This is a genomic window from Nocardia cyriacigeorgica (assembly GCF_010858045.1).
Taxonomy (GTDB): Bacteria; Actinomycetota; Actinomycetes; order Mycobacteriales; family Mycobacteriaceae; genus Nocardia; species Nocardia cyriacigeorgica_E.
In genome coordinates this window covers 54356-70705 of record NZ_JAAGVC010000007.1, presented here as the reverse complement: position 1 = coordinate 70705, position 16350 = coordinate 54356, and the positions used below count along the sequence as shown (strand labels likewise).

The window sequence follows — 16350 nt, the reverse complement described above, 5'->3', positions numbered from 1 at the left end:
GGCGCCTGCTGCAACGCGACACTCCTTTCGGCTCGCACGTACCTCGTGCCCGAGGGAATCGGCGATGTACCCGGCGCGCTCCGGTCCGCCGCACGACTCCGCGGTGGCGGCGGGCGATCACTGCGCCCGACGGTGCCCACCTACCCGGTGGGAAACTCTCGGCGACCGCGATCCGCAGGTATTCGCCCACCTGTGCCAGTGCTTCGGCAACCGGGGGCCAGCTTACGCGGTTCACGCTCCGCGCGTGGCTATCCGGGAGCAACCCGGGGCGTAGCTCAGTCCGCGCGCTGCGCGGTTTCGGCCAGGAGTTCCGCGAAATCCTTGGCGGGACGACCGGTGATCCGTGGCACGGTATCGGTGACGACGTCCAGTTCGCCGGTGGCCATGGCCTGATACGAGCTCACCCAGCCGGCGACCTCCCAGTCCTCGGCGCCGTAACCGGCACGGCTCGCATACGCCTCGTCGAGCGATTCGGACTGGTAGGTGACGGTGCGGCCGGTCGCCTCGCTGATCATGGCGGCGGCCTCGGTCAGGGTGATCGCGCGCGGGCCGGTGACGTCGTAGGTGTGGCCGTCGTGGCCGGTGCCGGTGAGCACTGCCGCCGCCACGTCGGCGACATCGTCGCGCGCGACGGCGCCGATCCGGCCGTCACCGGCTGGGCCGCGGATGACCCCGTCCGTACCGGCCAGCAGGGGAAGCATGTCCTGGTAGAAATTGTCCCGCAGGAAGGTGAAATCCAGCCCGCTGGAGCGGATTTCCTGCTCGGTCCACCAGTGGTCGCGGCCGAAGGTGAAGGTGCATTCGGGTGCGGCGCCGACGAAGGAGATGTAGACGATGCGGCGCACGCCCGCGTCGACCGCCGCGCCCACCACGGCCCGCTGCTGATCGGCCCGCTCACGCGACTCGCTCGCCGAGACGAACAGGAAGGTGCGCACACCCTCGAGCGCCGCGCGCACGCTCGCCGGATCGGCGTAATCCGCGGCGATGAAATGCGCGCCGGGTAACCGCGGCGCTCGCGCGGCATTGCGGCCGAGCAGTCGCTGCTCGATGCCCGCGGACGCCAGCCTGCGCGCCACCCGTCCCCCGATCGCCCCCGTCGCCCCACTGACTGCGATCAGTTCGCTCATGGGTCGATCGTATGAGCGGGAGGTAGCCGGCACCGGGCTCGGCACGCCGGTCGCGATCGGTGGACAGTGAACATCACGGCGACGGGCGAGTCGGTGCGCGGCGGGCGCTCGTCGACCAGGTACTCCTACTGCCCTACTGCCGGTAGGTCGCCAGGAACCGTCCGATGCGTTCGATGATGGCCTCGAGGTCGTCGGCGTGCGGGAGGGTGACGATGCGGAAGTGATCCGGACGCGGCCAATTGAATCCGGTGCCCTGCACGATGTGCAGCTTCTCCTGCAGCAGCAGATCCAGCACCAGCTTCTCGTCGTCGACGATCGGATAGACGTCCAGGTCGATTTTGGGGAAGGCGTAGAGCGCGCCCTGTGGCTTCACGCACGAAATGCCCGGGATGGCGTTGAGCGCCTCCCACGCGCGATCGCGCTGCTCCCGCAGCCGGCCGCCGGGCAGGGTGAGATCGTAGATGCTCTGATGTCCGCCGAGCGCGGCCTGGATCACCTGCTGGCCGGGAACATTCGCGCACAGGCGCAGACCGGCGAGCATGGTCAGCCCCTCCAGGTAGTTCGCGGCGTGCTGGGTGGGGCCCGACACCACCATCCAGCCGGACCGGAAACCGGCGCAGCGGTAGCCCTTGGACAGGCCCGAGAAGGTCAGGCACAGTAGATCGGGCGCCAAGGCGGCGGTCGCGGTGTGGGTGCCGCCGTCGTAGTAGATCTTGTCGTAGATCTCGTCGGAGAACACGATCAGATTGTGGCGGCGAGCCACTTCGAGAATGTCGCGCAGCACGTCCTGCGAATACACCGCGCCGGTGGGGTTGTTCGGGTTGATGATGACGATCGCGCGGGTCCGTTCGGTGATCTTGGACTCGATATCGGCGACGTCGGGGAACCAGTCGGCGGATTCGTCACACATGTAGTGCACCGGCCTGCCGCCGTTGAGCGCGGTGGCGGCGGTCCACAGCGGGAAATCCGGTGCGGGAACCAGCACTTCGTCGCCGTTTTCCAGCAGCGCCGTCATGGCCATCATGATCAGTTCGGAGACGCCGTTGCCGAGGAATACCTCCTCGACGCCGACATCGGGCAGCCCGAGCGTCTGGTAGTACTGCACGACCGCCCGCCGAGCCGACAGCAGACCCTTGGAGCTCGAGTACCCACTCGAATTCGGCAGTGTCCGCACGATGTCCTGCAAGATCTCCTCGGGCGCTTCGAAGCCGAACGGCAGCGGGTTGCCGGTATTGAGCTTGACGACGTGATGTCCCTCGGCTTCCAACCGCGCGGCATGCTCGGCCACCGGGCCACGAATCTCGTACGACACTCCCGACAACTTGCTCGACTGCTTGACCTGCATGGACATCCTCTTCTCGATACGGCTGCCGCTACTGTACTTGGAAATCCCAAGTATGCACTTTGATTTTCCAAGTCCTGCGTTAGAGTGGCCGAGTGCCACGCCGAAGTTACGACCATCACTGTGCGGTGAGCCGCGCGCTCGAGGTTGTCGGGGACCGCTGGAATCTGCTGGTCGTCCGGGAACTCACCGCGGGCCCGCGCCGCTACAGCGACCTGTTCGCCGATCTGCCCGGCATCAGCACCGATGTGCTCGCCGCCCGGCTCAAAGACCTCGAACGCGACGGGATTCTCACCCGGCGCCGGGTAGGACCGCGCGCGACCACGGCCATGTACGAACTCACCGACGCCGGGGCGCGGCTGCGGCCGGTACTGGAAGCGCTCTCGGTGTGGGGCACTCCGCTGTTGGGTGAGCGCCGCAGCACCGACGCCGTCCGCGCGCACTGGTTCGCGCTGCCGCTCGGACGCGCTGTCGCCGAACATCTTCCGGCCGGGACGGTCACCGTGCACATCGGCGAGACGACGTTCCACTACGTGATCACCGACACCGGCCTCACCCATCACGACGGTGCGGCCGAGGATCCGGATCTCGAGGTGCGGCTGGATCTGGAAGCGGTCACCGAGATCGTCAGGGGCACTCGTACGCTGGGCGATGTGCTGGCGCAGAGTCGTGCCTGAGAGGCGCAGGACGCCGAGCCGCCCGAGGCCTTGACCGGTATTTCCCGAGGCGGCGGAGCCGGTGCTCGCGGGTGGCGTAGGCACGCTGCGGCCGGCGAGCGGCAGGCCGATGTGCCGTTGAGTCCCGCGGCGTCCATGGTGATCGGCAAACGTCGCCGCGTCAGCGCGTCAAGAAGCGCTGGCTGCCTGCCTGCCGAAGGCCGGGTTTCCCGCTGCCGGGCGAAGTGATGGCGCTGCGCCGCACCGGTCTTGTGATCCGGCCCAGCGGATTGGCCGCGACCCTGGCGAGGTTCCCAACAAATCCCCGATCCTCGGACGCCGCAACCCCGCTCCCCTACCGTCGACCCCAGCTACAGGCTGGATTTCGGAGGTGTCCGGTGGGCAACGGCTGCGCGCGAGGTCGCGTCCGGCTGCGCGTGATGAGCGTGCTGGCATCCGTGGCCGCCCTCTGCGCCGCCGCGGATCCGGCCATCGCGATCGGCGCACCCGAGTCCGTGCCGATTCCGGACGGAACACAGCAGGCCCCCGATGGTTCGCGGATCGTCAGCATCGCCGAGGGCGCCGACCGGATGCTCGACCTGCGCGTGCACTCCACCGCGATGGACACCGACATCACCGTGAAAGTGCGGCCGGCGCCACGCACTTCCGAACCCGCACCGGTGCTGTATCTGCTCAACGGCGCCGACGGTGGCGCCGACCGGCACTGGGCCAACTCGACCGATATCGTCGACTTCTTCGCCGACGAACAGGTGACCCTCGTCGTCCCGATGGGCGGGCGCGGCAGCTATTTCGCCGACTGGCGCGCCGTCGACCCGGTGCTGGGCAAGCAACGATGGACCACCTTCCTCACCGAGGAATTGCCACCCATCATCGACAGCGCGTTCAAGGGCATCGGAAAGAACGCCATCGCAGGCATCTCCATGGCGGGGACCGCGGTCTTCCAGCTGGCGTTGGCCGCGCCCGAGCTCTACCGCGCCGTCGGCTCCTACAGCGGCTGCGTGCAGACCAGCGACCTCACCGGCCGCGCCCTGATCACCGCGGTGGTCGCCAGTAACGGCGGCAACCCGGCCAACATGTGGGGCGCGGGCCGCGAGGTGTGGGCCGCCAAAGACCCCTACCTGCACGCCGCCGACCTCCGCGGCACCGCCATCTACGTCTCCACCGGCACCGGACTCCCCGGCCCCCTCGACAACCTCACCAGCGCAGGCGACCCTCTCGGCCTCGCCTACCAACTGCTCTTCGGAGCCCCTCTCGAACAGGTCACCAACATCTGCACCCACCAGCTCCGCGACCGCTTGCGCGACTTGCAGATTCCCGCCACCTTCGACTTCCGCGACACCGGGACCCACTCGTGGGGGTATTGGGAGCAGGATCTGCATCGGTCCTGGGAGTTGTTCCGTACGGCGTTGAACGAGTGACCGCTGTCGAGCGGAGCGCCCCAGCCCCTACCGGTTCGGACTCCGGCAAGCGGTCGGCGCGGGCAGCTCGCCTCGGAAGAAGGTGGCCGGTGGTACGCCCATCAATGACCGGAAGTCGGCGGACAGATGTGATTGGTCGTAGTAGCCCGCGGCGACGGCCACCTCTGACCATGGCGAAGCACCAGTCTGCGCGAGAACGCCGCGCACTCGGCAGATCCGCTCGAAGTGCTTGGGCGACACACCGATACCCGTCGCGAAGAGATTGCGCAGCTGGCGCTCGCTCACCGTGAGCTCCGCAGCGAGATCCGGTATCGCCGGGGCTGCGCCGCTGCCGATCACCTCGACGGCGTCCCGCAGCAGGCGACGATGGGAACGCTGCGTATCCGTCTCCGAAACATATTGCGGAAGAGCTTCTTCCAGAAACGACAGCACGTCCACTGCCGGCCGATGTGCCAACTCGTTGGCGAGTACACCTACCGCACCGGGCATATCAGCGAGGGCGAATACGCCGTCGGCGAGTTCCGCGGCGCGAACACCGAGCAACTGCTGAGTAGTGCCCGGAGCCAATCGAATACGCAGGCAGCCGCCGGGCTTGTCGGGCATCGAATACGACGCGCGAGTCTGCGGCCCCACCACGAACGCCTCGCTGCGCCCCGCAGTCTCGGTTCGCAGCACCACCGACGTCAAGGCGTGCGGGGTATAGACGAACGCCCCGTTCAGGTCGGTGACCGTCGGAATCCGCCCCAGGTCGATCAGCCACGGCCGCAATGACTCCGGCACCGGCACACTCGACTCCAGCAGGTCGAGGTTCCGCGCGAGTGTCGCTGCTCTGGTCACCCGACCACACTAGCCCGATTCCCTACGCGGCGAGTGTGCCGAATATTCCTATAGTTCCAGGTCATCGAGCCGTCACGATGGTCAGCATGATTCTCGTAACCGGCGCGACCGGCACCATCGGCAGTGAGATCCTGCGGCAATTGGCCGCACGCGGCGACAAGGCCCGTGCGGTGACACGCGACCCCGACCGTGCCACCGTCCCGGCCGGCATAGAGGTGGTGCGCGGCGACTACACCGATCCCGCGTCCATGTCCGCGGCGATGACCGGGACCCACGCCGTCTTCCTCGTCGGCGTACTCGGCCCCGACGATATCGATACCGACCGCGCCCTCATCGCCACCGCGGTATCCGCCGGAGTGCAGCGCATCGTGAAGCTCTCCGCGATAGGCACCGGCGATCCCGCGCTCGGCCGGGTCGGCACCTGGCATCTACCCGGCGAGCAGGCGGTCCGCGACAGCGGCCTGGAGTGGACCATCTTGCGCCCCAGCTCCTTTGCTTCCAACACGCTGCGCTGGGCCGATGCCCTGCGTGCCGGGCAGCCGGCACCGAACCTCACCGGTACGGCCACGCAGGGCATCATCGATCCACGCGATATCGCCGCGGTGGCCGTCGAAGCTCTGACGGCAGACGGACATTCCGGACGTACCTACACCCTCACCGGCGCCGAACTGCTCAGCGTCCCGGACCAGGCCGCGATTCTCGGTGCAGCGCTCGGCCGCGAGGTCCTCGTCGCCGACATTCCGGAGCACACCGCCCGCCGGCACATGCAGGAGGCCGGCATGACCAGCGAGTACATCGATGGCGTACTCGCCGGTCAACGTTATGTACTCGAGGGCCGCAATGCCGTCGTCACCGACGATGTCCGCCAGGTCCTCGGCCGGGCGCCGCGTACTTACGCGGAGTGGGCCGCCGATCACGCATCCGCATTTACCGCTGCCGGCAACAGGAGTGCGGTGAGCTAGCCGAAGACATACGGGTCGGCGGTCGACCATCCTCGACACGCTGCGCGAATTCGGGGTACCCGCAACACTGCCCCCAGCCTCTCGGTGGCTGACCGCGAATCCGGCGATCGCCGCCGCGGTGGCCGTCGACCCGTTGCCCGCACGACCCGGTGACACAGCGGATGCTGCCTACACGCACTCCGCAGGCACCGGACCCAGCATCTCGATGCCGTGTTCATGGGCCAGGGCGAGGACCTGGTCGAGATCCGGTTGCTCCGAGCCGGCCGCGAGTGCGGCGGCGGCCCGGGTGAACCGCTCCATGACGCCTCCGGGCGTGTGTACAGCGAAAGCAACTGCGTCGGAGGATGTTTCGTTGCGAATCGTGTGCGGCGTCCCGCCCGCGAGCGGAACGACCTCCCCCACTCCGGCCCGCCGCCGGACGACGCCGTCCGGCTCACCGATGTAGAAGGTGAACTCACCAGCGAGGACGTAATAGACCTCACTGGGTTCGTGACGGTGCATGACGGGCGGGCCACCACCGGGCGGCATCGTGATCTCCACAGCGAAGAGATCTCCCCGGGTCTGGGCGCAGGTCGCCAGCACCGCGATCCGGTCGGTTCCGAGCTGCCAGCATTCAACGTTCGAGCGATCGACAGGTAGCATGTCCATATCGTCAACGATAGACAGGAGGCCTGTCGATGTCAACGACTCGGCCCATCACGGACGGCAGTCCGCGGCCCTCGAATACCGCGGTGCTGTTACGCGATGCGTTCACCGTGCTCAACGATCTGGCCCTGGCCCGCCTCGCGGCGGCGGGCCACGAGGCGATCCGGGCCGCACATGGCGTGGTGTTCCAGCACCTCGACGACACCGGCACCACGGTCAGCGCCTTGGCCGAGCGAGCGCAGATGACCAAACAGGCGATGGCCGAACTCGTCGCCCACCTCGAAGCCCACGCCTACGTCACCCGAGAGCCCGATCCCAGCGACCGCCGCGCGAAACTCGTCGTCCCCACCGACCGGGGCAAACAGGTGATCGCCATCGCCCAATCCACCGTGCCCGCCGTCGAGGAAGCCTTGGCGAGGCTCCTCGGCGCCGACGACCTCCGCGAGTTGCGCGCGAATCTCGAAGCGATCATCGAGTCCGCCGACTCGCTTGCGCGCGAGGTCTTCGCCGCGCGGGCTCGGTAGGCCGCCCTCATGGGGGCCGCACCGCAGTCGAATGCTCGGCAATGACGAGACCCCCAATGCTGGGATGGCCGCCCCGATGTGGGTGCCTGGTCCCGCTCAGTTCTTCCCGTGGCACACGGTAATCTCGCGCTGCCCGGAACACCCCTCGGAGGGCCGGGGCGGTGTCACTCGCCTGCCGGGAAAGGTCGTGCACGACAGGCCGACCGGGGCGTGTGTGTATCGGAAGTGGCTCGACATCACAGGGAGGAATGGTGCGGGTTCAGCGGCGGTTTTCGGGTGGATCGGCGGGGTTCACGGTCGGTCGACGCCGGTTTCTCGCATTGGGTGCGCTCGCACCGATCGCACTCGGCGCGGCGCAGGCGGAGGGGCGGCCACGCAGCGACACCGGCCCGGCTCACGCGTTCGAACCGCACCGATTCGCCGGGCGCGCTCCGCGGCACTGGGGCACCCATATCCACGGCATTCAGACGCACGTCGCGACCGTGCCCGGCCGCCGCACCCTGGCACTGACCTTCGACGGCTGCGGCGGGCCATCCGGGTCGTCGGTCGACCATCGGCTCCTCGATACGCTGCGCGAATTCGGTGTCCCGGCAACTCTTTTCCTCAACCACCGGTGGCTGACCGCTAACCCGGCCGTCGCCGCGGCTCTCGCCGCCGATCCACTGTTCCGGCTGGAGAATCACGGCACCGGCCATCTGCCGTTGTCGGTGAACGGCGCCGCCGCCTACGGAATCCCGGGCACCGCGGATCCGGCGGGCGTGGTGAACGAGATCGAGACCAACCGCCGCTACCTGCGCGACACACTCGGCGTGACGAGCACCTGGTTCCGCGCCGGCACCGCCCACTACGACGATGTCGCGGTCGAGATCGCCGGCCTCCTCGGCGTCCGCCTCGCCGGCTTCGCCGTCAACGCCGACTACGGCGCGACCGCCTCCCCCGACACCGTCGCCACCCACATCCGTCACGCACCCGACGGGGCCATCATCCTCGCCCACCTCAACCACCCCGCGTCGGGCACGGCGGCGGGGGTGCGCGCGGCATTGAGCACACTGCTGGCCGAGGGCACGAACCTCACCCACCTGGAGATGTGAGCCCACGAGTCCCACGACTGCGCACTGGCCGTGTTCGACGTGACGGCGGCAACCTTCCACATCCGCGCCGCCTCACCACCGCCGGCGATTCGCACCAGCCGACCTACCCGTAGAGATCGGTGAGTCCGATCAAGGTGAGATCCGGCTCTGCCGCAGCGACCCGCATCGCGTTGTCGTTGAATCCGGCGCCGCTGAACAGGATCAGCCGAGTGTTACTGGTGTCGTAGCGGCCGGCTCGTTCGATGAGATCGCGGATGTGCCGGAGCCGGTCGATGTGCGCTTGCCCCATGGTGTCGTTCCATTTCGCCTCGCCGATGGCCAGCAGCGGCGGCTTCCTGCCGTCGTCGAGTCCGATGACCGCGACATCGACCTCATGACTGGTCCGACCGGTGGCATCGGGGACAACGCCGTGTCCGACTCGTGCGGGCAAACCCCCGAACAATTCCGGATCGGCGTGGTGCAGCGCCCATTCCCGGCAGATCTGTTCGAAGTGCGGGCCCAGCACATTAGCCGTGAAACGGCGTTGGCTCGCCTGCCACACGCGGCGCGCACTACCGGGACGCTCCAACTGATCCCACACCGGCCGCATGATGGCGTGATAGAAACCGATCAGTGGCTCGGTGATCCGGTAGGCGGATCTGTTCTGCCGGAACACATCCGCATCTCGATGCAGCAGGCCGACATCTGCGAGCACGTTGATCGGGTGGGTGAGGTCAGCGGCTTTGCGTTCGAGGTAGCCGGCGATTCCACCGCGCGTGGCGTTTCCATTGGCCACCGCGCCGAGCACAGACAGATACAGCGCCGTATCACGCAGGTCCGGCTCTTCGGCCAGCAGATAACGGGGTTCCCGGAACAGCGGCGTCTCCGGGTTCAGCACTGTGCGCTCGACCCACGAGTCGAAGTCGGCGGCATCGGCTGGGACGTCGCCGCGGGCGAACTCGCGACGATAGGCCGGTGTGCCTCCGACGATGGCATTGACCCGGACCGCCAGTCGCGGATCGGTGATACCCCAGAACTCTGCCGCCAGCTGGTAGTCGAGCGGACGTACCAGCAGCTCCAGCCCCGCTCTGCCCCGCAGCGGTGCGCTGCCCGACAGCAACTTGCCCATGAACGACAATGCAGACCCGCACAGCAACAGCCTGGTCCGCGATGTGGTGCGCTGGTCCCGCAGCGGGCGGAACGCCTCCTGAATGATCGACGGTAGTTCCGGATCGGCCTTGGCCAGATACGGAAATTCGTCGATCACCACCGGGACCGGCCCGTCGGCCCCCAAGCCGAGCAAGGTGTCGATCACCTCGTCCCAGCGCGCGAAGTGAAACGGACTCGCCGGGCGAATATGGTCGGTCAACGCCGCACTGATCCGCCGCAACGACTCGGAGTCCGCAGCCTCCGTCGCCCCGAAGTAGAACCCGCCGGCCGCTTTGCATACCGCCTCGAGCAGGAACGTCTTGCCCTGCCGCCGCCGCCCGGAGACCACGCCGAGGGTTGCGCCGGGCTGCTCATCGGCGACGAATCGCGACAGCGCCGCCCACTCGTGATCCCGGTCGAACATGTCCAATGGTTTATCCATGCCCGCTCCAGGTTTGTAGAAGTACAGTTTTACTAACTATACCTTTACAAATTATGGAGAACGGGATCGACCCAGCTCAACACACCTTTTGAACCCGGGCGCACCGCGAACCCCCATCCAGCTGTGTCATGACGGCCATCGAACAGAGCGATCCACCGCGATACCCGCTCAGCCTGGTTCTTGCCCTCGAGGTAGGCGGTCGTTCGCGGACTGTCAGGTGCTCACGCCCATCCGCTCGCGCCGCCGCTCCAGTACGGCCACCACAACAGCCGCGGCGCCGAATGGCAGATAGTAGATCCAGGTCGCGAACATCGTATCGGTAGCGCCCACAGCGAGAATCGGACCAACGATAAGGGTTGCGGCCACGAGCCAGGTCGACCAGGGAAAAGGGCGGTATGCCGGGAGGGCACACAGCACTACCGGAATCGTAAGGACCACCACGAGGGCAAACCCGTATCGAGCGAATACGGAGGCGGTGCAGGTGGCGTCGACATTCACTACCTCGCATGAGGAAATGTGATGCAGAGGCTGGGAACCGACTACCCAAACGAGCGGGGATTCGGGCGCGGAGCAGTGGCGTCGTACGGGATATCGATGCCTGGCTGGCCGGGCAGATGCGAACCGTGCGGTGCGGGCCGGTGAAAGGCACCGAATCGCTCGGGTCGGTGGTGGCGCGATTAGCGGAAGCGCAGGTGGTGGCGTGCTGGGAATTGACGCGGCTGCCGGCCGCCGATGATCGCGTGCATCGAGCGTGGGTTCAACTGGCCGAGCTTCGCGACGGTTATGACGACCTGGTAGCGGTGGTGGCATCAGGGCGTATCGAGCTGCCTCGGTCGTGGCGTGGAATCGACGACGCCGAACGCGAATTCAACGATCCGGACTATCGAAACCACGCCCGACGGGAGCGACTGTGACCCACATCCCCACAGCATCTACGTCCAAGCCGACGGCCGACTGGCCGAGCACATGTGCCGGGTGCATTTGCTCGACCTCACCCCCGCACGTGCGCGGCAGCTACTCGACCTGCACCGGCGCCACCGCCCCGACGATTGCATGGTCCACCTCGCGGCAGCAGTCCTGCTATTCGCCGGGGACGGCGATTAGCGCACGGATGGCAGCAACCGCCGATCCGGAATGGAGCAGGCCGAGCAGGTCGACCAGCAGGAAACGTCACCAGTGGAAAGACCCTCAATGACCGGGCCGCAATTGCCGCCGTTGACATCGGTTGCCGCAGGACCGGCAATCGCTAATCGAGAGGACGCAGGCCGAGCATTGTGCGCGGTGTGGCGAAGAGGTATCGGCCCGGCCCGCGGGCGGTGAATTCGCCGCTGCCGACGAGGGCGTCGCCGTCGCTGTTGATGGCGAGAAATGGCGCTTCCCAAACGGTTTCGCCGGTGCGCGGTTCGATTGCCCAGAGGCCGGTTGAGTCGGTGAGGACAGCGACGGTGCCGTCCCATCCTTGGATCGTTCCGTAACGGTCATCCGCGGCGCGCCAGAGGCGTTGTCCATTACGGAGATCGAGGCCGGTCATGGTTGTGGTTGTGGGATCGCGGAGGATGGCGGTGTCGCCGAGGATGGCGATGGCTGTGCCTCGGTCGAGGAGGGCGATGTGAGGGCCTCGGGTATCCGTGGCCTGGTCCTGGGGTGGAGTGGAGAGCAGGTCGGGGCTGGTCCAGCGGAGGGTGCCGTCGCGACGGTCGTAGGCGGCATCGCCCAGCAACACGGGGATGGTGGCGTCGGCGGGACGGTCGGGGTTCACCTCATGTGAGCCGGGAGTACTGGTGGTGGCCAGGACGCGGCCGGTGCGGTCCAGCAGGTCGGTTCCGGTGACCCGGTAGCCATCGCATTCGGTGTTGACGCGCACGACCAGAGCATCGAATGTCGGTGTGGTGCGGGAACATCCATCCAGTTGAGCGGTCCATGTGGTTTCCCCGGTGCGCAGGTCGAACGCCACCATATCGATGCCGAGGGTGAACAGGCCTTGGCCGTGGGAAACGTCGAGCGCATTCCACGGGAGGTCTTCCCACAACGTCCCCATGGCGAACTGGCGCGTCCAAAGGGCGTCCGGGTCGGCAAGCGTGCCCGAATGCACGCGAACATCATCGGATTCGACGTTGCCCTCGGCGATGAAGAGACGGTCGTCAACGGCGGCCATGCTGAAAATCTGCCAATCGACCGTAGTGCGGGTGACGGTTCCGTCGGCGATATCGATACCGATGAGCGCGGTATTGTCGACCGAGTAGCCGGTGTAGCACACCAGCGACCCGTCGACGGGCACGTCGGCGCAACCGCCGAGGCCGGCCGCGGGCGCCTCCCAGCGCTTCTCCCCCGTCTCGGCGTCGAATCCGTACAGCTTCGGCTCACGCAATGCCGAATCTTCGGCAATGCCGATCACCGCCACCACCGCGTCGCCTGCCTCCACGAAACCCGCACCGGCGAAATCGAATTCGGTGCCGCCGACGGGATCACGGAATTCGGCCGACGACTGCCCATAAATGGCAGCGGCGTCGACCGACCACGCCAGGCCCGGCGCCGCGTCGTTCGTACCGGTGATCTTGCGGGTGCCGTCCTCCGGCTGCATCAGCACCGCAACCGCTCCAGCGCTGGTGAGAACAGCCGCGACGGCCGCGAGGACCAAATTGCGCACTCCCGGTGCCAATGCCATTACGAGACCTCCAGGCCGGGAACCAGAGCGATGGCTTCCAGTTGCGCCGTGGACAAAGGTTGCGCGGGTTCACCCGCGATGGAGCTCACCTCCACTCGAGTACCGGACGTGCGCGTCACCGTGACACTGCGCGACATCGTCGGCGTCATCACCCCGGACGCATCGGTAGTGCTGTAGCGCGATTCCCGGCTGTCCACGACCGTCCCGTCGGGCAGCTCACGCCGGCTGAGCCGATCCGCACCATCGGCCTCGGACACGGCCTGCTCAGTCGTGATCGTGATGGTCAGCCGCGATTGACTGCCCTCCGGCCCCACCACGACCGACTGACACACCCCGCCATCGCCGAATCCCCCCGGACGCAACTCACCCAGCGGGCGATCCAGTGTCACGCCGTCGAGCCGGATACGGGCCAGTGCCGCACCCATCCGTCGAGCGGTGGCTTTATCGATCTCGGGCGATTCGCCATCGGTGGAACAGGATTCGGGCGGATTCGGCGTTCCCGGCGGAACAGGTGCGGTGATCCGCACGCCGGGCGCGGAGACCAGCGCGACGAGTTCATCAATGCTCATCGGCACCGTGCCGGTGGGATCGCCATTGGTCGGCGCATCCGTGACATACGCGCCGACCACGGTGCCATCCGGCGCATATGCGGTAGCGCTGCGGGAGAGCGTGCGCACACCGTCGGTCTCGGACCAGGTGTCGTGCGTATCGACGATCGTGCCGTCGGCGAGGACGCGGCGCTCATCGAGCGCGCCCGCGACGCACGGCGGGATCGGGTCGCCGGATTGCCGGACCGTCACCGACAGCCATCCCGCGCCATCACCGCGCCGCAGCGACGCGGTCGCGTCTGTGAAGGGCTCGATTTCGGAGTCCGGTTCGCCGGTGATGGGCTGAAAGATCAGCGATTCGCCGACCGGTGCGAAATCGAGGACGACCCCCTCGGGCAGGGCCTCGCGTAGGGCCGTCGACATCGCCATGGCCTTCTTGCCGTCGAACCACGGGTACGCCGGATTGTCGTAGCCGAACTCTTGCGTCGCCACCCAGCCGAACAGCCCACCCTCGCCGGGTGGCTCGACCACCGCACAGCCGGGAATCTGCGTCGGATACGTCACCGGCGGCGTCACATAGGTGTGCTGCTCGGTCGGCTGCGGTGCGGCGCTGGTCGTGGTCGGCGGCGCCGTCGTCAACTCGGTCTGCGGTTCGTGCAGCAACCCGCCGACGATCACCCCGCCTGCCACGATCGCCACGCACACCAGCCCCGTCGTCCAACCGCTGACCGCGCGCGACGGCGTAGGCGCCGGGTCATCCCGCGTGGTATCCCGCACCGCGGCTCCTTCCGATCCCGGCCATTAGATCAGGCGGTGCCCGCCGATGACCAGGCCGAGTTCACCGACCATCGGCGACAGTGCCGAAGTCACCGGCAGTACCGGCGGCGAGCGGACCGTGCGGGCGATGCGGGCGCCTTTCGCCCAACGCCCGGGCGCCCGCACTGGGCACGGGCGGCCGGGCAGGCTCAGGCGAGTGCCTTGGCCTCGAGGCGCTCGAACTCGTCGGCGGTGATAACACCCTCGTCGGCAAGCCTTTTGGCATCCGCGATCTGAGCGGCAGGGCTGGTTTCTGACGTTTCCTTGATCAAGCTGTCGGTCACCGCCGTACGCAGCCGCGTTCAGTTCGATTCGCCTGTCACACGTCGCATCCGCGCATTGAGATAGCGCTGTTCGGGCAGGCTTGTGGTCAGCCGCGCGGCTTCGGCATAGCTCTCCATCGCACCGACGCGGTCGCCGGTCATTTCCAGCAGATGGGCGCGGACCGCGTGGGTGCGGTGGTGGCGGCGCATGGCCCGGTCGTCCAGTAGCGGATCGATCAGGGCGAGCCCCTGTTCCGGGCCGAAGGCCATGGCCACGGCGACGGCGCGGTTGAGGGTGACGGCCGGGCTGGGGGCGATGCGGTCCAGCATGGTGTAGAGGACGCAGATCTGGGGCCAATCGGTGGACTCCCAAGTGGGCGCTTCGGCATGGACCGCGGCGATCGCGGCCTGGAGCTGGTAGCGGCCGACGTGGCCGCGGGGCAGGATCGTTTCCAGGATGCGGACGCCTTCGGCGATCAGCTCGGAATCCCAACGGGTGCGGTCTTGTTCGGCGAGCGGGACGAGATCGCCGTGATCGCTGCGGGTAGCCGCGCGGGCGTGGGTGAGCAGCATGAGGGCGAGGGCGCCGGCTACCTCGTCGTGGTCGGGCACCACGCGGTGCAGTTGGCGGGTGAGGCGGATGGCTTCGCCCGCCAGGCCCGGATCCAGCAGTGCGGTGCCGCCGGTTCGGGTGTGGCCCTCGGTGAACATGAGGTGGCAGACGTCGAGTACGGCCGCGATCCGAGCCGGAAGCTCGGTTGCCGCGGGCAAGTCGAAAGTGGCTTGCGCGGCGCGTAATCCGGTTCGTGCACGAGAGAGGCGTTGTGCCATCGTGCGCTCGGGCACCAGGTAGGCGGCGGCGATCTCGGCGGTGGTCAGGCCGGCGACGGCATGCAGCGTCAACGCGACCTGGGAGGGGCGGCTCAAGCTCGGATTGCAGCAGAGCAGGAACAGGCGCAGGGTGTCATCGCCGGTGGCCGGTGGATCGGCGTCGGCCGCAGGCGCGAGGTCGTCCTCGGCGCGGCGCGCGTGGGCGACCGATCCCTCACGTTCGATGCGCGCGAGATCGGCGCGCTGACGGTCGATCAGCCTTCGCGACGCCACCCGGATCAACCAGCCGCGCGGGTTGTCCGGCACCCCGTCGCGCGCCCACTGCACGGCCGCGGCCTCGGCGGCCTCCTGTGCGGCGTCTTCGCAATCGCCGAGATCGCCGTGCCTGCGCAGCAGGGCGGTGAGCACGTGCGGCGCCTCGCGACGCCACACCTGCCCCACCGCCTCCGTGCTCACTGGTCCTCGCCACCCGGCCACATGGTTGGACGCAGCTCGACCGTTTCGCCGGGACCCGCGAACTGAGCGGCGAGCTGCTCGGCGCGTTCGTGGCTGTCGACGTCGATCAGGAAGAAGCCGGCCAGATGCTCCTTCGATTCCGAATACGGCCCGTCGGTCGGCAGGGGCTTGCCGTCGTCCCAGCGGTACAGCCGAGCGGACTCCGGCGCCCCGAGCGCCTCACCGCCGACCAGTTCGCCCCTGTCCTGCATCTCGGTGAGCAGCCGCTCGAAATCGGCGTTGATCCGCTCCCGCTCCTGCTCGGGCAAGGCCTGGAACTCGGGCAGGAAATCGCCGGTGGGATGCCCCCACGGCTGCGGATTCGAATGAATCAGGATCACGTACTTCATCGATGCTCCTCGGTCTGGTGCGGTGACGGACCGGTCCGGGTCCATCCTCACCCGGAACGTCGGAGCCGGGGGCACGCGAATCGACATCCCGGCCGAAATTTTTCGCCGGTCCGCTCGGTGTGATCGGGATCACTGAACGGCGCGTTGCTAGATACCCCTAGGGGGTATAGGTTTGTGGCAACGGACGAA

16 protein-coding genes are annotated in these 16350 nt (G+C 67.7%); 6 read left to right on the top strand and 10 right to left on the bottom strand.

Going from position 1 to position 16350, the window contains the following annotated elements:
- Window positions 1-275 precede the first annotated feature (275 nt).
- Together GV790_RS09325 and GV790_RS09320 are read right to left on the bottom strand one after the other, a co-directional pair.
- The gene (locus GV790_RS09325) at window positions 276-1127 is read right to left on the bottom strand and encodes an SDR family oxidoreductase (RefSeq protein WP_163812624.1); all 852 of its coding nucleotides are present in this window, start codon (window positions 1125-1127) and stop codon (window positions 276-278) included.
- Between the two features lie 133 nt (window positions 1128-1260).
- Entirely contained in the window at window positions 1261-2472 is a 1212-nt protein-coding gene (locus GV790_RS09320; RefSeq protein WP_163812935.1) for a pyridoxal phosphate-dependent aminotransferase, read from the bottom strand.
- 92 nt (window positions 2473-2564) lie between these two features.
- Between GV790_RS09320 and GV790_RS09315 the strand changes: the two genes are divergently transcribed.
- Together GV790_RS09315 and GV790_RS09310 are read left to right on the top strand one after the other, a co-directional pair.
- Window positions 2565-3146, top strand: coding sequence for a winged helix-turn-helix transcriptional regulator (locus tag GV790_RS09315; RefSeq protein WP_163812622.1), 582 nt, complete (start codon window positions 2565-2567; stop codon window positions 3144-3146).
- A 419-nt stretch (window positions 3147-3565) separates the two neighbouring features.
- On the top strand, window positions 3566-4564 hold the full coding sequence (locus GV790_RS09310) for an alpha/beta hydrolase (RefSeq protein WP_163812620.1): 999 nt from the start codon (window positions 3566-3568) through the stop codon (window positions 4562-4564).
- 27 nt (window positions 4565-4591) lie between these two features.
- Here GV790_RS09310 and GV790_RS31740 read toward each other — a convergent pair whose 3' ends face one another.
- Window positions 4592-5350, bottom strand: coding sequence for an AraC family transcriptional regulator (locus GV790_RS31740; protein ID WP_163812618.1), 759 nt, complete (start codon window positions 5348-5350; stop codon window positions 4592-4594).
- Window positions 5351-5487: 137 nt separating this feature from the next.
- On the opposite strand from GV790_RS31740, the gene GV790_RS09300 reads away from it, so the two are divergent.
- Entirely contained in the window at window positions 5488-6363 is an 876-nt protein-coding gene (locus tag GV790_RS09300; protein WP_218586391.1) for an NAD(P)H-binding protein, read from the top strand.
- A gap of 168 nt (window positions 6364-6531) precedes the next feature.
- Here GV790_RS09300 and GV790_RS09295 read toward each other — a convergent pair whose 3' ends face one another.
- Window positions 6532-7047, bottom strand: coding sequence for a cupin domain-containing protein (locus tag GV790_RS09295; RefSeq protein ID WP_218586390.1), 516 nt, complete (start codon window positions 7045-7047; stop codon window positions 6532-6534).
- Here GV790_RS09295 and GV790_RS09290 point away from each other — a divergent pair.
- Window positions 7041-7532: a MarR family winged helix-turn-helix transcriptional regulator gene (locus GV790_RS09290; RefSeq protein WP_163812614.1), complete on the top strand. Its 492-nt coding sequence runs from the start codon at window positions 7041-7043 to the stop codon at window positions 7530-7532. The two genes, GV790_RS09295 and GV790_RS09290, sit on opposite strands and share 7 nt — an antisense overlap.
- A 320-nt stretch (window positions 7533-7852) precedes the next feature.
- Entirely contained in the window at window positions 7853-8623 is a 771-nt protein-coding gene (locus GV790_RS09285; RefSeq protein ID WP_256673153.1) for a polysaccharide deacetylase family protein, read from the top strand.
- 103 nt (window positions 8624-8726) lie between these two features.
- On the opposite strand, the gene GV790_RS09280 is transcribed toward GV790_RS09285, so the two are convergent.
- Window positions 8727-10193 carry an AAA family ATPase gene (locus GV790_RS09280; protein ID WP_163812609.1) on the bottom strand — a complete coding sequence of 489 codons (1467 nt, stop codon included), beginning with the start codon at window positions 10191-10193 and terminating at the stop codon, window positions 8727-8729.
- Between the two features lie 638 nt (window positions 10194-10831).
- Between GV790_RS09280 and GV790_RS09275 the strand changes: the two genes are divergently transcribed.
- Window positions 10832-11107: a hypothetical protein gene (locus GV790_RS09275; protein ID WP_163812607.1), complete on the top strand. Its 276-nt coding sequence runs from the start codon at window positions 10832-10834 to the stop codon at window positions 11105-11107.
- A gap of 332 nt (window positions 11108-11439) precedes the next feature.
- Here GV790_RS09275 and GV790_RS09270 read toward each other — a convergent pair whose 3' ends face one another.
- The 5 genes from GV790_RS09270 to GV790_RS09255 form a co-directional block, all read right to left on the bottom strand.
- A complete protein-coding gene (locus GV790_RS09270) occupies window positions 11440-12858 on the bottom strand; it encodes an outer membrane protein assembly factor BamB family protein (RefSeq protein ID WP_175585838.1) in 1419 nt (472 codons plus the stop codon).
- Window positions 12858-14183 carry a hypothetical protein gene (locus tag GV790_RS09265; RefSeq protein WP_163812605.1) on the bottom strand — a complete coding sequence of 442 codons (1326 nt, stop codon included), beginning with the start codon at window positions 14181-14183 and terminating at the stop codon, window positions 12858-12860. The genes GV790_RS09270 and GV790_RS09265 overlap by 1 nt, the downstream gene beginning before the upstream one ends.
- A 188-nt stretch (window positions 14184-14371) precedes the next feature.
- Window positions 14372-14506 carry a hypothetical protein gene (locus tag GV790_RS31030; RefSeq protein ID WP_256673152.1) on the bottom strand — a complete coding sequence of 45 codons (135 nt, stop codon included), beginning with the start codon at window positions 14504-14506 and terminating at the stop codon, window positions 14372-14374.
- An 18-nt stretch (window positions 14507-14524) separates the two neighbouring features.
- Window positions 14525-15772, bottom strand: coding sequence for an RNA polymerase sigma factor (locus GV790_RS09260; RefSeq protein WP_163812604.1), 1248 nt, complete (start codon window positions 15770-15772; stop codon window positions 14525-14527).
- Window positions 15769-16161: a YciI family protein gene (locus tag GV790_RS09255; protein ID WP_163812602.1), complete on the bottom strand. Its 393-nt coding sequence runs from the start codon at window positions 16159-16161 to the stop codon at window positions 15769-15771. The genes GV790_RS09260 and GV790_RS09255 overlap by 4 nt, the downstream gene beginning before the upstream one ends.
- Between the last annotated feature and the right edge of the window lie 189 nt (window positions 16162-16350).